Source organism: uncultured Plantibacter sp., assembly GCF_963518075.1.
GTDB lineage: Bacteria > Actinomycetota > Actinomycetes > Actinomycetales > Microbacteriaceae > Plantibacter > Plantibacter flavus_A.
This window is the reverse complement of record NZ_CAUQHZ010000007.1, coordinates 173,674-189,817: the sequence shown is the minus strand read 5'-3', so window position 1 is coordinate 189,817 and position 16,144 is coordinate 173,674. Positions and strand designations below refer to the sequence as shown.

Genomic DNA, 16,144 nt, shown 5'->3' with positions numbered 1-16,144 from the left:
TCGAACCCCGCATGCCAGCCCGGAGCGCCGGGCAGGAGGAGCCGGACGCCGATCTCGATCGCCGTCTCACACGCGGCGACGAGGTCAGCCGAGACGAGCCGGGGCCGCCAGCGTTCCAGCGCACTTCCGAGCACACGGGAGGCGGGCACCGCGGAGGGATCCTCGGACTCGGCATCGGCCGACGTCGAGCCCGAGCCACTGGACCACTCGCTGCCGAGGATGCGGCGCTGCAGTTCGGTCGGCCCCACCCGGTCCAGAACCGCTGACAGCGCGCCCGCAGGGCCGAGCGCACCGATCACGAGCCCGGCCACGCCGTCGCCCGGTTCGGCGATCATCGTCCAGGCCGCCCGAGCGAACGCCGCCCGGATCCCGGCGGTGCCGACGTCATCATCGGCCTCCAAGACGGGCTCGGCACCTCCATCTGCGCCAGGGCTGCCCGCGGCCTCGACCGGTTCCAGGCCGCCGAGGCCTCGGACGAGGCGTTCGACCAACCCGCGGTCCAAACCGAACCACGCACTCATGAGATGCCCTTCCGCAGGAAGAGGGCGCGCCCCAAGTGCTCGGCTGCGGGGCTATTGGCGCCGTCGAGGTCGGCGAGCGTCCAGCTCAATCGGAGGATCCGGTCGTAGCCACGCATGGTGATGCCTCCCCGCTCGAGGGAGCGGTCCAACGCGCTGGTGACGGTTCTGGGCAGCCGCATCCGCGGGCTCCTGAGCCAGGTGCCGCTCGCCTGTGCGTTCGTGGTCCAGCCGCTGCCGGCCAACCGCTCGGCACTCGCGGCCCGCACCGCCTCGACGCGGGAACGAGCCTCGGCGGTGGAGACCTCACCCTCCTGCGAGAGACTCGTCAGTGCCGAGGTGATCCGGTGCACCCGCACGCGGATGTCGATCCGGTCGAGGAGCGGCCCCGAGATCCGCCCGAGATAGCGTCGACGGGCCTGCGGTGGACAGGTGCAGACGCCGTCCGTCGTGCCGTACTGACCGCAGGGGCAGGGGTTCGCGGCGAGGACGAGTTGGAAGGCGGCTGGGAACGTCGCGCTGCCGTGCGCACGATGAACGGTGACCACGCCGGCTTCGAGTGGCTGACGCAGTGAGTCGAGGACGTCGGCGCGGAACTCAGGTGCTTCATCGAGGAAGAGCACGCCGTGCGCCGCGCGCGCGGCTGCTCCGGGCCGGATCTGGCGCGAACCGCCACCGATGATCGCCGCCGCCGATGACGAGTGGTGCGGGCTCTCCCACGGTGGTCGTCGGGCGAGCGCGCCGTCCGGCGGCAGACCGATGAGCGAGCGGAGGCAGCTGACCTCGACCGCGGCCTCGGGCTCGAGGTCGGGAAGGATCTCGGGGAGCCGCGCGGCCAGCATGGTCTTGCCGGCACCGGGAGGTCCGATCATCATGACGTGGTGCCCGCCGGCCGCCGCGGCGACCATCGCGTCGACCGCCTCCGGTTGTCCGACCACGTCCGCGAGATCGAGTGGGTCGGGCGTGGGCAACCGATCGACCCGCTGTCGGACGGGTTCGAGGTCGATCGCGGAGAGTTCTGCGCCGTGCCAGATCGCCGCATCGCGCAGCGAGGTCGCCCCGATCACCGTGACGCCGGGCACGAGCTGCGCCTCCTCGACATTGGCGGTCGGCACCATCACCGCGTGGTAGCCGGCGCGGGCGACGGCGAGGACGGCCGGCAGCACGCCGACGAGCGGACGGAGTCGACCGTCGAGCCCGAGCTCACCGAGGTGGACGACCCGCTCTGCGGACTCCCGGCGCACCAGGCCGCCCACGGCGAGACAGGCGATCGCCATGGAGAGGTCGAATGCGCTCCCCTGCTTGGGCAGCGACGCGGGAGACAGGTTGATCGTGAGCTTGCCGCCGGGCAGCTCGCAGCCGGAGTTCGCCGTCGCACTCTTGATGCGGTGCGCGGCCTCCCCGAGCGATTTGTCGGGAAGACCGACGATCGCCATACCCGGCACGGTCGCGGCGGCAGACGCCTCGACCTCCACGATCGCGCCCGTGAGGCCGGCGAGTGCGACCGACCACGTGCGTGCGACGGCCATCAGGAGACTCCCCGCAGGTGCTGGAGTCGCATGTCGCCTTCGGACGGCAGCACGATGCCGACGACGTCGACGCGCATCCGCCTCGAACGCGGTCGGTGCTCAGCACACCAGGCGCCGGCGAGGCGACCGATCCGGGCCAGTTTGCTCGGCGTGACCGCCTCCGCGGGATCACCGAAGCCGACGCCCGAACGGGTCTTCACCTCGACGAAGACCAGCGTGCCGTCGTCGTCCGCGACAAGATCGAGTTCACCCTGCGGGCATCGCCAATTGCGGTCGAGGATGCGGTATCCACACGCCTCGAGATGATCCGCCGCCACCTGCTCGCCGCGTCGGCCGAGCTCGTCCTTCCGTGCCATGTGCACCTCCTGGCATCCAGCCAAGCGTGCAGACGAGGCTCGTTACCCGGAGGTGGGTCTGTCGTCGACGAGCGCGCGGCGAAGCGCGCCTGTGGAGCGCTGTCGGTCGCAGGGGCCTCGCCCTACTCGTCGAGCGTGAGTTCCTTCGGGAGTTCGAAGTCGCGCGAGGACAGCTGCTCGACGTTGACGTCCTTGAACGTGAGCACTCGGACGCTCTTGACGAAGCGGTCGGACCGGTAGACGTCCCACACCCAGACGTCGGTCATGGAGAGCTCGAAGTAGAAGTCGTTCGCCGTGTCGCGTCGCACGAGGTCGACCTCGTTGGCGAGGTAGAACCGGCGCTCGGTCTCGATCACGTACTTGAACTGCCCCACGACATCGCGATACTCGCGGTAGAGGGCCAGTTCGACCTCGCGGTCGTAGTCTTCGAACTCGTCTTCGTCCATGGTCTCTCCAGTCTACGTGTAGGCGGGCAGCCAGCTGCTCCGGTGGTGGAGGGTCAGGCCGTGCTCGGAGAGGGCCGACAGATGCTGCGCCGAGCCGTATCCCTTGTTGCCCTCCCACCCGTACTCCGGCAGTGCCTCGTGCAACTCGATCATCAGTCGGTCGCGGTGCACCTTGGCGAGCACGGACGCAGCGGCGACCGACGCGCAATCCCGATCCGCTTTGACCCTCGTGGTGATGGTGAGCGGTCGCTGGAGCGCCCGGCTCAGCCAGTCGCTGTTGCCGTCGAGCAGGACGGTGGACCCGGTGACGTCCGCGCCGACGGCGTGCAGTTCGAGCAGCGCCCGACGGCCGGCGAGTCCGAGGCACGCGGTGATGCCGAGCTCGTCGACCTCCGCCGGGCTCGCGAGTCCGACGGCCCCGTACAACACCCACTCGCGGGCCAGCGGTTCCAGGCGGGTCCTCGCTCGCTCGCTCAACAGCTTCGAGTCGCGGAGGCCCTCAGGGAACGGCCCGCACGCCGGGGCGACCACCGCGGCGCCGACGGCCACCGGGCCGGCGATCGCTCCGCGACCCACCTCGTCCATGCCGATGACCGACGGGACACCCGCAGCGAACAGTTCGTGCTCGACCTCGAGGGTCGGTTCGCTGACGGCCATCACTCCTCTTCTGGGGCGGGGATGCCCTGGAAGACGGTCGGGTAGTTGTCGAGCCAGGCCCAGTTGCTGGACGGCCAGGTGATGACGAACGCGCGCCCGACGACGTTGTCGATCGGGACGAAGCCCCCACCGGGGGTGTCGCCGTTGTACCGGGAGTCCTTCGAGTTGTACCGGTTGTCGCCCATGACCCAGAGCGAGCCCTCCGGGACGACGATGTCGAACGGGTCTCCGGACACCTTCTCGGTGCCGGCCGGGAGTTTCACGTACGGTTCGTTCAGCGGCACCCCGTTGACCGTCATCTGCCCGAGCGGGTTGCAGCACGACACGTGGTCGCCGGGCAGGCCGATGACGCGCTTGATGAGGTGGTCGTCACTGTCGGGAGCGACGAGGCCGAAGATCGACAGCACCCATTCGACGGCTGCGGTGACGGGAGGCTGCGGAGCCTCGACCGTCTGCGGGAGCCAACCGCCCGGATCTTGGAAGACGACCACGTCGCCACGGTTCAGCGAGACCACGTCGGGGACGAGCTCGTTCACCAGGATGCGGTCCTGGATCTGCAGCGTGTTCTCCATCGACCCGGACGGGATGTAGAACGACCGCACGAGGAAGGTCTTGATGAGGAAGGAGACCAGCAGCGCGACCACGAAGATGATCAGGAGGTCGCGAAGGAAGAGCAGCGCTCCGCGTTTGCCGCGGGGGCGCTGCTGGTGGTCGGGCGACGCGTCTGCCGCCAGGGAATTGTCTGTCATTTAACCGCCTGAGCTCCCCACCAGCTTATCCGGTGGGGAGCTCAGGAATGATCGCGGAGGGCGACCGGGAGGACGACTAGTTGTCGCGCTTCTCCTTGATCTTCGCCTTCTTGCCACGGAGCTCGCGGAGGTAGTACAGCTTCGCGCGACGGACGTCACCGCGGGTGACGACCTCGATGTGGTCGATGTTCGGGGAGTGGACCGGGAAGGTACGCTCGACGCCGACCTGGTAGCTCACCTTGCGGACCGTGAAGGTCTCGCGGACACCCTCGTTGGAGCGGCCGATGACGACACCCTGGAAGACCTGGATACGGGACTTGTTGCCCTCGATGATGTTCACGTGCACCTTGACGTTGTCGCCGGCGCGGAAGTCGGGGATGTCCGACTTGAGGGATGCTGCATCGACTGAGTCGAGAATGTGCATGATGATTCCATCTCTGCGACCGCCACAGGTCGACCGCTGAATACGTTCGGAAGGAAGGGTGTGCCCGATGCCGGCGTTCCCCTGTGGCAGAACTGCGGAGGCACAAACAGCAATTGTGTCATGAAAGGGCCCCGGATGGGAAACCGGGCCCCGGACGGCGCGGTCGACAGCGGTGGAGACGACCGCTCAGCGGCGCTCGTCGGGCTTCGACTCCTCGATCACGATGAACTCGCCGCCGTCGATCGGACCGGGATCGAACCGCGGCTGCGGCGGGATCGCCGATCCGGGCATCGTGCCTGGCCCGGCTGCAGCGGCCATGCGCTCGAATTCGGCCATCGTCTCCCGAGCCCGGCGTGCCGTCTCGGAGATGAGTTGCGCGATGACGCCCCAGAAGGCGGCGAGGCCGGCGACGACGCCGAGGACCGCCCAGAGGGCGACGCCCGAGCTGAAGGAGCCGAAGCAGATGATCGTGACGTGCCAGAGCGTGAGCAGGCCGACGTCCGTCCAGGACACGAGCTTCGTCGTCCGGACGCTGGCCCTGGCGGAGATGAGGAACGCGATCGCGGCCAGCGCGATGGCGAGGATCGGCATGGCGATGAAGAGCCCGAAGAGGCTCCAGCCGCTCTCACCGAAGAGTCCCCATCCGACGAACGGCCAGGCGGGCAGCACGAAGATCGCGGCGAATCGCCAGTAGTAGAACGCCCGACGGATGATCATGCCTTCAGGCTACCGCCGGGCTCCTGAGCGCGCACTGGTCGTTCGCTGTCGGCCGATGTCCGTTCCGGCTCGAGTGGTCAGAGGAGCTTGCGCTGCAGCGCCCAGGCGGCGAGTTCATGGCGGGAGGACAGCTGCAGCTTGCGCAGCACGCTCGACACATGGGTCTCCACGGTCTTCACGGAGATGAACAGCTCCGTCGCGACCTCCTTGTAGGCGTAGCCGCGGGCGATGAGGCGCATGACCTCCTGCTCACGGGCGGACAGCCGGTCGAGCTCGTCCACGGACTCCGCGGTCTCCCCCGTCACGGCGCCGAAGGCGTCCAGGACGAATCCTGCGAGCCGGGGTGAGAAGACCGCGTCGCCGTCGTCGACCCGTCGTGCGGCCTCGGCGACCTCGGCCCCCGAGGAGCTCTTCGTGATGTAGCCGCGTGCACCGGCCCTGATGACCCGGACGACGTCCTCGGCGGCGTCCGAGACGCTGAGCGCGAGGAACCGGGTGGCGGGCGCGGTGGTCACCGAGCCGGCGATCACGTCCGCGCCACCGCCGCCGGCGCCACCCGGCAGGTGGACGTCGAGCAGCACGACCTGCGGGCGGGTCTCCCCGATCACCCGGATCGCCTCCTCCACGTCGCCGGCCTCGCCCAGCACCTCGATGCCGGGATCGAGTTCGCTGCGCAGCCCGGAACGGAAGATCGAATGGTCGTCGACGATCACGACGGTCAGTGGTCGGTCGCTCATGGTCGGCTCCTCGGAACGGTCGGGACGGTGTCGGGCTGCGGCGCCGTCGCCGCGGCGTCGTGGACGGGCAGGACGAGACGGACCTCGGTACCTCGTCCGCCTGGCCTCGAACGGATGGTCGCCTCGCCACCGATGCGCTGCATGCGGCCGATGATCGACTCCCGCACCCCGAGGCGGTCCCGCGGGACCTGTTCCAGGTCGAAGCCGGGGCCGCGGTCGGAGATCGACACCTCGATCCGCTGCGGTGCCGTCTCCAGATAGACGGAGACGTCGCCGCCGGCGTGACGTGCCGCGTTGAGCACGGCCTCCCGTGCGGCGGCGAGGAGCGGCTCCGGAGCGTCGTCGATCGCACGCCCGACCGCGACGACGTCGACGCGCACCGCGTAGTCGGCCTCCACCGCGGCCGCGATGGTCCGCAGCTCGGTCGCGAGGTCGCCCGTCGGAGCGGTCCCGCCGGAGAAGAGCCAGTTCCGCAGCTCGCGCTCCTGCGCCCTGGCGAGACGGGACGCCTCGCTCCCCGGACCGGCCTGCTGCTGGATGAGCGCGAGCGTCTGGAGCACGGAGTCGTGCAGGTGCGCTGCGATCTCGGCGCGCTCGGCCTCGCGCATCCGCGTGGCGCGCTCGTCGGCGAGGTCGCGATTGAGCTGGAGCGCCCACGGGGCGATGACCACGGCGACCCCGAGGAGCACGGCGATCGCGGCGACGATGACCGTCCACATGTTCGGGCGGTCACCGGTGACGAAGAACAGGAGGATGCCGAGGACGACGAGGACCAGCGCTCCGAGCACGCGGATCAGGAGGGCACGTGAGCCCTCACCGCGACCACGCTCGCCGAACTGCCGCCAGGCGAGTGCAGCTCCCGCGAGGACGACGATGACGGGGATGACGGCCTCGAGTGGGATGTCCAGCCCGGTCCGGGTCGCGATCAGCGCGGTCCCGGCCGCGAGCAGGGCGATCCCGAGCAGCACCTCCGTGATCGGCGCGCGACGGGGGCCGTCGAGGTCGTCTCCTTCGTCGGTCGAGGCCGGCCGGAGCAGGTGCTCCCGAGGATCGAGCGGTGCGTCCGCGCCCTGCGTCGGCGTCATGACCCACAGCCACACGTAGAGGAGCAGGCCCGCTCCGCCGCAGCACGCGAGGATGACGGTCGCCGTCCGCACCGCAGCGACGGGGAGACCGGTGTGCTCGGCGAAGCCGGCGCAGACACCGCCGAGCAAGCGGCGCCTCGGACGGATCATCACCTCGGTTCCCATGGAGCCATCCAAGCAGTTCGGGGTGCGGTCGGCACCCTGAGACGGCAGGATCAGGGTGCACTCAGGGTCATGCCGGATGGGCCCGACCCGGACGCTTCGCCAGAATCGGACCATGACGAACCACAGCACGCCGCCCACCGGAGCAGAACCGGGGGCACCAGCCCCGCAGGATCCGACGACCCGCTTCTTCGACTGGTGGCGGTCCACCGGTCTCCGTCGCTCGAGCGACTCGTGGCTCGGCGGTGTCGCCGGGGGTGTCGCGGCCCGGCTCGGCCTCGATCCGATGATCGTGCGCGGAGCCCTCATCGTCATCGCGATCCTGGGCGGGCCGGTCCTCTTCGTCTACGCCGCGGGCTGGGCGCTCATCCCCGACCAGCAGGGGCGGATCCACCTCGAGCGTGCGATCCGGGGCGTCTTCGACCCGGCGATCGTCGCGATCGGCATCCTCGCGGTCCTCACCGTCGTGCCGTTCATGCGCGGCCTCTGGTGGGACGGCGTGCCGCATGCGTGGAACCTGCCGGGGTGGCTGGAGTCGACCATGACCGCCGGTTGGGTGATCGCTCTGGTCGCCGCAGCGGTCTGGCTGATCGTGATGTTCTCCCGCCGCGACCCTGGGCGGTCGACTCCGCCTGAGACACCGCCACAGCGCGACCCGTGGACCAGCGACGCCTCGATCCCGAAGCCGACGGCGCCATCGCCCACGGCCTCCCCTTCGGGCCCTGCCGGCTCGGCCCCGGCCTCCCCCGGTGCCGCGAACCCGGTGTCGCTCGCGAAGGCCGACGGTTCGCCTGGTGATGCGAGCGCGACCGTCCCACTCCCTGGAGCCACCACCACCACCGCGTGGGACGGGGCTCCGCGCCAGCAGCGCGGCTGGACGAGTCAGGAGTTCCGGGACGAGATGAGCCGCCAGCGAGCCGAGCAGCGGGCCGAACGCGAGACGAGGGCGCGGGAGCACCGGTCGAAGCAGCCGGGAGCAGCTTTCGTGGCGATCACCCTCGGACTGGCGCTGCTCGCCGGTGCCGGCGCGGCCGTCATCGCGGCGAGCGCCGGGTTCTCGGTCCCGGTCGTCGTGGTCATCGGGCTCGCCGCAGCGCTCGGTGCGCTCGCCGTCGCGACGATCATCGCGGGCATCAGCGGACGGGAGAGCGGCTGGCTCGGGCTCTTCACGTGGGCCGCTGTGATCTCCTTGCTCGCCACCGGCGTGTTCCCACTCGGCTCCTCCTTCCTGCCGGTCGGACGCACGACCTGGACCGTGACGTCGACGGATGCGGACGACCGACGCGGCTACGTGATGATCGCCGGCCAACCCACGCTCGACCTCGGTGAACTCGCCGACGACGACGCGTTGCGCGGTGGCACGATCGACGTGTGGATCCTCGCAGGCGAGGTAGACGTGCTCATCCCCGAGGACGTGCCGGTGATCGTCGAGTTCTCAGCGATCGCGGGCACCCTGGAGACGGGACACGACGGTCGGGACCGGACGGACCGACGCGGCGGAGCCCTCTTCCAGGATGAGGCACGGTACGGACAAACGGCGTCAGGAGACACGACGCGGGTACGGGTGTGGACGGTCGCCGGCAGCGCTGTGGTGACCGAGGAAGCGGAGGCGGGACGATGAGCGAGCTGGACGACCGGACCGGAGCGGCAGACATGTCGTCCCCAGCCGACGCGGCGACGGGATCGGCTCCGTCGGAGACCGATCAGACGGCCACCACGGAGTCGACCAGAGCGCAGCCGACCACTGCACAGACGGCAGATGAGCCGAGGACCGATGTCGGCCCGAAGGATCGAGGCGGTCGACCACCGCGCTTCGGCACGATCCTCTGGGGCGTACTCCTGCTCGTCTTCGCCGGCGCCATGCTCGTCACCAACCTCACCGAGGTGCGCATCGACCCCCTGGGGTGGATCACCGGGGCGATCATCGCGACCGGGGCAGTCCTCGTCATCGCCGGCATCGCCGCCGCCGTGCGGCGTCGGCCCTGACAGCCGTCACGCACAGCACCCCTGGGCGCTCAGGCGTCCGGCTCGTCGGCGGGCAGCAGATCCGGGCGGACCTCGCGGGTCCGCTCGATCTGCTGCTGACGACGCCAGGTGGCGATCGCACCGTGGTTGCCGCTCAGCAGCACCGGCGGTACCGGGAGTCCTCGCCACTCGGCAGGCTTCGTGTAGCTCGGGTACTCGAGCAACCCGTCTTCGTGCGACTCCTCGACGAGACTCTCGGGGTTGCCGACGACCCCCGGGACGAGCCGACCGATCGCCTCGATCATCGCCATCACCGCGACCTCTCCCCCGTTGAGGACGTAGTCGCCAAGGCTCACCAGGCGGACCCGCGCTCGGCTGGCGGTATGGTCGAAGACGCGGTGGTCGATGCCCTCGTACCGGCCGCAGCCGAAGACGAGGTGCGGCTCGGCCGCGAGCTCGCGGGCCATCGCCTGCGTGAACACCTCACCCGCCGGAGACGGGAAGATGACCAGCGGCTCCTCCTCGGTGTCGTCACCCAGGATGCCGTCGAGCGCCTCACCCCAGGGCTCCGGCTTCATGACCATGCCGGCTCCCCCGCCGTACGGGGTGTCGTCGACGGTGCGGTGACGGTCGTGCGTCGAATCCCGCAGGTCGTGGACGTCCAGTTCGATGAGCCCGCTCTGCTTCGCTTTGCCGAGCAGCGAGAGGTCCAGGGCATCGAAGAAGGTCGGGAAGATCGTGACGATGTCGATGCGCATGAGGAGCAGTCTATTCGCGCGACGGTCGTCGTCCCGGTCGCGTCGGTCAGCCCGACAGTCCGGCCAAAGCCTCCTCGTAGCGGTCGACCACGAGGTCGACGATGCCGGGATCGGGCACCTCTCCGAGGTGGAGGAGCGGCGGCGTCACGAAGTCCGCTCCCGCCTCCTCGAGCAGCCTCGCGAAGTAGCCGGGCGCCAACAGGTAGGTGGCGATGATGACCCGCCCTCGCGGTCGGCTCGTTCGGGCCGCTGCCACCGCATCGGGCACCGACGGCTGAGCCGCGGAGACGAACGCCGTCTCGACCGGAACACGCAGCCGCGATTCCAGCCGACGTCCCATGTCGACGCAGTCGGCGACGGCCCTGGCGTCGGTGGACCCGGCCGCTCCGAGCACGATCCGATCATCCGGCGTCACGTGCAGCACCTCCAGTCTCCTGGCGAGGACCGCTACGAGGCGGTCGTCCGGTCCCATCGCCCGTCCGAGTGCCGTCGGCCGATCCGTCGCCTCGAGGTCCTCGACGAGGTCGACGTGGACGTGGAACCCCGCTGACAGGAGCAACGGCACGACCACCGCGGGCCGCTCGGGCTCGATCGAGCCGAGGGTGGCCGGGACGTCGGGTTGCTGGACGTCGACGAAGCCGCCCGCGACGTGGAGGTCGGCACGCGATCGTCCGACGGCGTCGACGAGCGCGGCGACGGAGGCCTGTCCGATCGGGCAACTCGTCCCGTGGGACACGGCCAGGAGCGCAGGACTCGTCCGCGTACGCGTCTGCGGGCGGCGCACCGCGGGCTCAAGCAGGGTCATGCGTCCTCCCCCAGCTCGATCTCCACGAACCCGCCCACGATGCGGGTGCGGAAGGTCTGGAGGAAGAGGTTCGGGTCGGTGAAGCACTCACCCGTGCCGAGGTCGTACACCTGCTTGTGCAGCGGTGACGCGATCGTCGGTCGCGCCCCTCGGGAACCGACGATGCCGCGAGCCATCACCGGCGCGGCCGTGTGCGGGTCCCGATGGTCGACGGCGTAGACCTCCTCGGCCCCGATGCGGAACACCGCGATCTGCCGGGCGCGGAGCAACGCCACCTCGCCCCAGGAGAGCTCGAGGTCGTCGATGGCGCAGACGCGTCGCCACTCGGCGAGCGCCGTCCACCCGGTGTGCTCCTGCATCGCGATGCTCATCGTCGGCCTCCTGGTCGTGCGTCGGAGCACCGACGCTACGGGCGGGGTGTTTCGTCGGATCACCCGTGACGTTTCGGTGAGGTGAAACCGACCTCACATCCGCCCGGGCGTCGTGTGCGGTCCTGGACGCGTTCGGGACACATGCGGGCAACGGTCCGGAAACGCCGCGTCAGTACGCTCGCTGGAACACGAGCCGAGGGGGCCCATGATGATCGATCCCACCGCAGGAGATCTGCCGCGTCGCGTCGTCGTGGTCGGCGGCGGCCCGGCCGCGCACCGTCTGGTCGATGCCCTGCACAGTCGCGACGCCGGGCGCACCATGCACATCACGGTCGTCTGCGAGGAGCTCCACCGTCCCTACGATCGCGTGGCGCTGAGCAAGCGTCTCGACGACGCGGCGATCGATCTCACGCTCGCGCCGACGGGCGTCTGGGACGAGCAGCACGTGTCGCTGCTGCTGGGCGAACGCGCCGAACGGATCGACCGCAAGGCCCGGACGGTGCACACCTCCCTGGGGCGGGTCGTCGCGTACGACGAGCTGATCCTGGCGACCGGCTCCTCGGCCCCGGTGCCCGAGATCGACGGTTCGGAACACGCCCTCGTCTACCGGACGATCGACGACGTGGACCTGCTGGTGTCGGAGATTGCGCGCATCGGCTCTCTGCGAGGTCGTCCCGCCCGGGTGATCGTCGCCGGCGGCGGGTTGCTCGGGCTCGAGGCTGCCGGTGGTGCGGCACGGCTCGGTGCCGAGGCGAGCGTCGTGCACTCCGGGTCGTGGCTCATGTCCGCCCAGCTGGACGAGGGAGCCGGTCGAGCCCTCGGGCGCATCATCGGCGGCCAGGGCATCGGTCTGCACCTGGGGACGAGGCCCCGGTCGATCCTCGTGGACGAGCAGGGTGGTGTCTCGGGCGTGAAGTTCTCGAGCGGCCAGCAGGTCGACGTCGACATCGTGGTGTTCGCGATCGGTATCCGCGCCAGGGACGAGCTGGCCCGCGATGCCGGGATCGAGCTCGGTGACCGCGGTGGTGTCGTGATCGGGACCGACTGCAGGACGTCTGCGCCTGGTGTCTGGGCCATCGGCGAGGTCGCCTGCTTCGACGGTCGATGCACCGGCCTCGTCGCGCCGGCGAACGCGATGGCCGAGGTCGTCGCGGATCGGCTGCTCGGTGGCGAGGCGGAGTTCACGACCGTCGACGACGCCACCAAACTGAAGCTCTCCGGTGTCGACGTCGCGAGTTTCGGCGACGCACTCGCGCGCACCGAGCAGAGTCTCGAGATCGTGTACGCGGACCCGGCGCGTGGGCTGTACCAGAAGCTCGTCATGACGGACGACGCCAAGACCCTTCTGGGCGGGGTCTTCGTCGGCGACGCCTCGCCCTACGCCTCGCTGCGTCCGCTTCTCGGCGCTGAGCTGTCGAGTGAGCCGGCCGCCTACCTGTCGGCCTCAGGGATCGAAGCACCGGCCGGGGACGAGCTCCCCGACGCAGCGCTCGTCTGCGCATGCAACGCCGTCGCCGCGGGGACCGTCCGCGACGCGATCGCGGGCGTGCACGGCGAGGCGTGCACCGAGCTGGGGGCGCTCAAGACCTGCTCCCGTGCCGGGACCCAGTGCGGCTCCTGCGTCCCGCTCGTGAAGAAGATCCTCGAGACGGAGCTGACGAAGTCCGGCATCGCCGTCTCGCGCGCACTCTGCGAGCACTTCGAACTGTCCCGCCAGGAGCTGTTCGAGACCATCCGGGTGCTCGGCCTCACCTCCTTCGACGAGATCCTCGCGCGCTACGGCACCGGACGCGGCTGCGACGTGTGCAAGCCGGTGATCGGTTCCATCCTGGCCAGCCAGCAGGGTGGGTACATCCTCGATGGCGGCCGGGGGACGCTGCAGGACACGAACGACCGGGCGCTCGCGAACATGCAGAAGGACGGCACCTACTCGGTGGTCCCCCGGATCCCCGGTGGCGAGATCACGCCGCAGAAGCTCGCGGTCATCGCACAGGTCGCCACCGACTACGGGCTGTACACGAAGATCACGGGCGGTCAACGCATCGACCTGTTCGGCGCCCGCCTCGAACAGCTGCCCGACATCTGGCGCATCCTCGTCGACGCCGGCTTCGAGTCCGGACAGGCGTACGGGAAGTCGCTCCGCAACGTGAAGAGCTGTGTCGGGTCCAGCTGGTGCCGTTTCGGTGTGCAGGACTCCGTGGGCATGGCGGTCCACCTCGAACTCCGGTACCGCGGCCTCAGGGCACCGCACAAGTTCAAGTTCGGGGTCTCCGGCTGCGCGCGCGAGTGCGCCGAAGCACGTGGCAAGGATGTGGGGATCATCGCCACCGAGCAGGGCTGGAACCTGTACGTCGGCGGCAACGGAGGGTTCCAGCCGACCCACGCGCAGCTCCTCGCCGGAGACCTCGACGACGAGACGCTCATCCGGTACATCGACCGCTACCTCATGTACTACATCCGGACGGCGGATCGACTGCAGCGCACCGCCAGGTGGATGGAGGACCTCGACGGCGGACTCGACCACGTGCGGGAGGTCGTCGTCGAGGACTCCCTCGGACTCGCCGCCGAACTCGAACAGGCCATGGCCGCCCATGTGGACGGGTACGAGGACGAGTGGGCGGCGACCCTCGCCGACCCGGAGCGCCTCCGCCGGTTCCGTTCCTTCGTCAACGAGCCGGGCGACGCCGAACCACGACTCGCGCGGGTCGCGGAGCGAGGCCAGTACCGGCCCGCGACGACGGAGGAGATCGAGCGCGGCGAGGCCGTCTATCTCGCAGGGCCTACCATTCCAGTGAGGGAAGGGGCGTAGATGTCGGGTCCAGGCAGGGTCACGCTCGTCGGCGGCGGACCGGGCGATCCCGCGCTGCTGACCGTCGCCGCCGTCGAGGCCCTCCGCGACGCGGACGTGGTCCTCTACGACCGGCTCGCACCCCACGACACCCTCCCCGAGCTCGCCCCGAACGCGCTCCTCGTCGACGTCGGCAAGCGCCCCGGTCATCACCCGATCGGACAGGACGGCATCGAGACCGTCATGGTGCAACACGCGCTCGACGGCGCGGCGGTCGTCCGCCTCAAGGGAGGCGACCCGTACGTCTTCGGGCGCGGCAGCGAGGAAGTCCTGGCCTGCCACCGCGCGGGCGTCCCCGTCCGCGTGATCCCGGGCGTCTCGAGTTCCGTCGCCGTGCCCGCGGCGGCAGGCATCCCCCTCACCCACCGGAACCTGAGTCACCTCTTCACCGTCGTCAGCGGTCACGCTCCGCTCTCCGACGAGGAACACCGTCACCTCGCCGGCCTCGGTGGGACGATCGTCGTCCTCATGGGCGTCGGCACGCTGCCCTCCATCTCCCACGGGCTCCTCACCTCGGGGCTCGCCGCCGACACCCCCGTCGCGATCATCGAGCGCGGCTACAGCGAGACCCAGCGCACCACCGTGGCAGACCTCGGGACGATCCTCCACGTCGCCGCAGCCGCCGGTGTGCGGTCACCGGCGGTCATCGTGATCGGCCACGTCGTCGCCTTCGCCTTCGACGGTGACGCCGAGGCCTCGGAACTGCTGGCGCGGGCCGAACGTCTGGGGGCATCGGCGTGACCGACATCACGCCACCGACCGCCGACCCCGGCCCGGATGTCACGACCCCGGTTCCGGGATTCCGCGCGGACCAGCTCGAGGGCTTCCGGATCGGGGTGACGAGCGACCGCCGATCGCAGGACCTCATCGACGCCTTCGAGCGACGCGGTGCCACCGTCGTGCACGCACCGACGCTGCGGATCGCACACGCACAGCACGACGAACCGCTCATCGACGACACCCGCGACATCATCGCCGCACGCCCCGACGTCCTGCTCGCCACGACCTCGTACGGCATCCGACGGTGGTTCGAGGTCGCGGACGCCGCGGGACTCGGCGACGAACTCCTCGAAGCGCTGGCCGAGACGGCCATCCTCGTCCGTGGGCCCAAGGCACGCGGTGCCATCCGAGCCGCCGGCCTGAACGACGTGGGCATGAGCGACCGCGAGACCACCGCCTCCCTCGTCGACAAGGTTGTCGCCGACTACCCGGCCGGTCTCCGCGTCGCCGTCCAGCTCCACGGGTACACCGACGAGCGCCAGCTCGAACGGCTCCGTGCCGTCCATCAGGAGGTGCACACGGTCGCCCCGTACCGGTGGACGGACCCCGACGCGACCGACGAGCGCGTGCGGCGACTCGTCGAGGCGATCGTGAGCGGCTCGCTCGACGCGGTCACCTTCACGAGTGCCCCGTCGGTCGTCGCCCTGTTCACGGCCGCGGAAGCACTCGGTCAGGAGGACGCCGTCGTCGACGCCTTCCGTCGCGACGTGCTGTGCGCGGCCGTCGGCCCGGTCACGGCGGCGCCACTGCTCGCCCAGGACATCGAGCCCATCGTCCCCGAGCGGTTCCGCATGGGGGCACTCATCCGGCTGCTGTGCGAACACCTCGAGCAGCACGCGATCCTCCGAGCCGAGACGCTGCACGGCCCGATCGCCATCCGTGGGGCCATCGTGGAGCTGCCCGGCTCGCGGGTCCGGCTCCCCCCGAACTCCCTCGCGCTCCTCCGCGCCCTCGTCCGCGCGAACGGAGCCGTCCTCTCGCGCTCCGCGCTGGCCGACGCGCTGCCGGCAGCCGCGGACCACCACGCGCTCGAAGTACAGATGAGCCGCCTCCGCCAGACGCTCGGCGTCCCTGGACTCATCAACACGATCGTCAAGCGCGGCTACCGCCTCGACGTCTGACGACGGCCGATCCGGCCCCTGGACAGCGCGCCGTCATCCGCCTCACCGGGGTGATCAGTGCCTGTGAGCAGGCGGTGATCCAGGTGTTACCTCGCGGGTGGGGCCCCGAAACACGG

General features: G+C 70.2%; 17 protein-coding genes and 1 pseudogene. 5 read left to right on the top strand and 13 right to left on the bottom strand.

Annotated features, from left to right (window positions below; translation table 11 throughout):
- The 10 genes and pseudogenes from RWN05_RS10780 to RWN05_RS10735 form a co-directional block, all read right to left on the bottom strand.
- Nucleotides 1-521 (bottom strand): annotated as a pseudogene (locus RWN05_RS10780) (hypothetical protein); the annotation flags it as partial.
- Nucleotides 518-2,047, bottom strand: a complete 1,530-nt coding sequence (locus RWN05_RS10775) for a YifB family Mg chelatase-like AAA ATPase (RefSeq protein ID WP_314139489.1) — start codon at nt 2,045-2,047, stop codon at nt 518-520. The pseudogene RWN05_RS10780 and the gene RWN05_RS10775, both read right to left, overlap by 4 nt.
- A complete protein-coding gene (locus RWN05_RS10770) occupies nt 2,047-2,403 on the bottom strand; it encodes a YraN family protein (protein ID WP_064296323.1) in 357 nt (118 codons plus the stop codon). The genes RWN05_RS10775 and RWN05_RS10770 overlap by 1 nt, the downstream gene beginning before the upstream one ends.
- A gap of 122 nt (nt 2,404-2,525) precedes the next feature.
- Nucleotides 2,526-2,849, bottom strand: coding sequence for a DUF2469 domain-containing protein (locus RWN05_RS10765; RefSeq protein ID WP_071260887.1), 324 nt, complete (start codon nt 2,847-2,849; stop codon nt 2,526-2,528).
- Between the two features lie 12 nt (nt 2,850-2,861).
- Nucleotides 2,862-3,506, bottom strand: coding sequence for a ribonuclease HII (locus RWN05_RS10760; protein ID WP_137241867.1), 645 nt, complete (start codon nt 3,504-3,506; stop codon nt 2,862-2,864).
- A complete protein-coding gene (gene lepB / locus RWN05_RS10755) occupies nt 3,506-4,255 on the bottom strand; it encodes a signal peptidase I (RefSeq protein ID WP_124769107.1) in 750 nt (249 codons plus the stop codon). Before lepB ends, RWN05_RS10760 begins: the two co-directional genes overlap by 1 nt.
- Before the next feature lie 76 nt (nt 4,256-4,331).
- On the bottom strand, nt 4,332-4,679 hold the full coding sequence (rplS, locus tag RWN05_RS10750; RefSeq protein ID WP_056006851.1) for a 50S ribosomal protein L19: 348 nt from the start codon (nt 4,677-4,679) through the stop codon (nt 4,332-4,334).
- Nucleotides 4,680-4,865: 186 nt separating this feature from the next.
- Nucleotides 4,866-5,396, bottom strand: coding sequence for a hypothetical protein (locus RWN05_RS10745; RefSeq protein ID WP_121290224.1), 531 nt, complete (start codon nt 5,394-5,396; stop codon nt 4,866-4,868).
- Nucleotides 5,397-5,473: 77 nt separating this feature from the next.
- Entirely contained in the window at nt 5,474-6,133 is a 660-nt protein-coding gene (locus tag RWN05_RS10740) for a response regulator transcription factor (RefSeq protein WP_071260891.1), read from the bottom strand.
- On the bottom strand, nt 6,130-7,383 hold the full coding sequence (locus RWN05_RS10735) for a PspC domain-containing protein (RefSeq protein WP_314139487.1): 1,254 nt from the start codon (nt 7,381-7,383) through the stop codon (nt 6,130-6,132). Before RWN05_RS10735 ends, RWN05_RS10740 begins: the two co-directional genes overlap by 4 nt.
- Nucleotides 7,384-7,495: 112 nt before the next feature.
- Here RWN05_RS10735 and RWN05_RS10730 point away from each other — a divergent pair, with 112 nt between their 5' ends.
- Together RWN05_RS10730 and RWN05_RS10725 are read left to right on the top strand one after the other, a co-directional pair.
- Nucleotides 7,496-9,001, top strand: coding sequence for a PspC domain-containing protein (locus tag RWN05_RS10730; protein WP_314139486.1), 1,506 nt, complete (start codon nt 7,496-7,498; stop codon nt 8,999-9,001).
- A complete protein-coding gene (locus RWN05_RS10725; RefSeq protein WP_314139485.1) occupies nt 8,998-9,366 on the top strand; it encodes a hypothetical protein in 369 nt (122 codons plus the stop codon). Before RWN05_RS10730 ends, RWN05_RS10725 begins: the two co-directional genes overlap by 4 nt.
- A 29-nt stretch (nt 9,367-9,395) precedes the next feature.
- Here the strand turns inward: RWN05_RS10725 and trmD are convergent, their stop codons facing one another.
- From trmD to nirD, 3 genes are read right to left on the bottom strand one after another with little or no spacing between them, the layout of a single operon-like run.
- Complete coding sequence (trmD, locus tag RWN05_RS10720) at nt 9,396-10,103, bottom strand: tRNA (guanosine(37)-N1)-methyltransferase TrmD (RefSeq protein WP_085510627.1); 708 nt, start codon at nt 10,101-10,103, stop codon at nt 9,396-9,398.
- A 46-nt stretch (nt 10,104-10,149) separates the two neighbouring features.
- Nucleotides 10,150-10,908, bottom strand: a complete 759-nt coding sequence (locus RWN05_RS10715) for a sirohydrochlorin chelatase (RefSeq protein WP_079002255.1) — start codon at nt 10,906-10,908, stop codon at nt 10,150-10,152.
- Nucleotides 10,905-11,279, bottom strand: coding sequence for a nitrite reductase small subunit NirD (nirD, locus tag RWN05_RS10710; RefSeq protein WP_079002253.1), 375 nt, complete (start codon nt 11,277-11,279; stop codon nt 10,905-10,907). The genes RWN05_RS10715 and nirD overlap by 4 nt, the downstream gene beginning before the upstream one ends.
- A gap of 205 nt (nt 11,280-11,484) precedes the next feature.
- Between nirD and nirB the strand changes: the two genes are divergently transcribed.
- From nirB to RWN05_RS10695, 3 genes are read left to right on the top strand one after another with little or no spacing between them, the layout of a single operon-like run.
- The gene (nirB, locus tag RWN05_RS10705; protein WP_399542935.1) at nt 11,485-14,088 is read left to right on the top strand and encodes a nitrite reductase large subunit NirB; all 2,604 of its coding nucleotides are present in this window, start codon (nt 11,485-11,487) and stop codon (nt 14,086-14,088) included.
- Complete coding sequence (cobA, locus tag RWN05_RS10700) at nt 14,089-14,868, top strand: uroporphyrinogen-III C-methyltransferase (protein ID WP_121290213.1); 780 nt, start codon at nt 14,089-14,091, stop codon at nt 14,866-14,868.
- Nucleotides 14,865-16,028 (top strand): uroporphyrinogen-III synthase, encoded by a 1,164-nt coding sequence (locus tag RWN05_RS10695; protein ID WP_240555737.1) that lies wholly within the window; start codon nt 14,865-14,867, stop codon nt 16,026-16,028. The genes cobA and RWN05_RS10695 overlap by 4 nt, the downstream gene beginning before the upstream one ends.
- Nucleotides 16,029-16,144 lie beyond the last annotated feature (116 nt).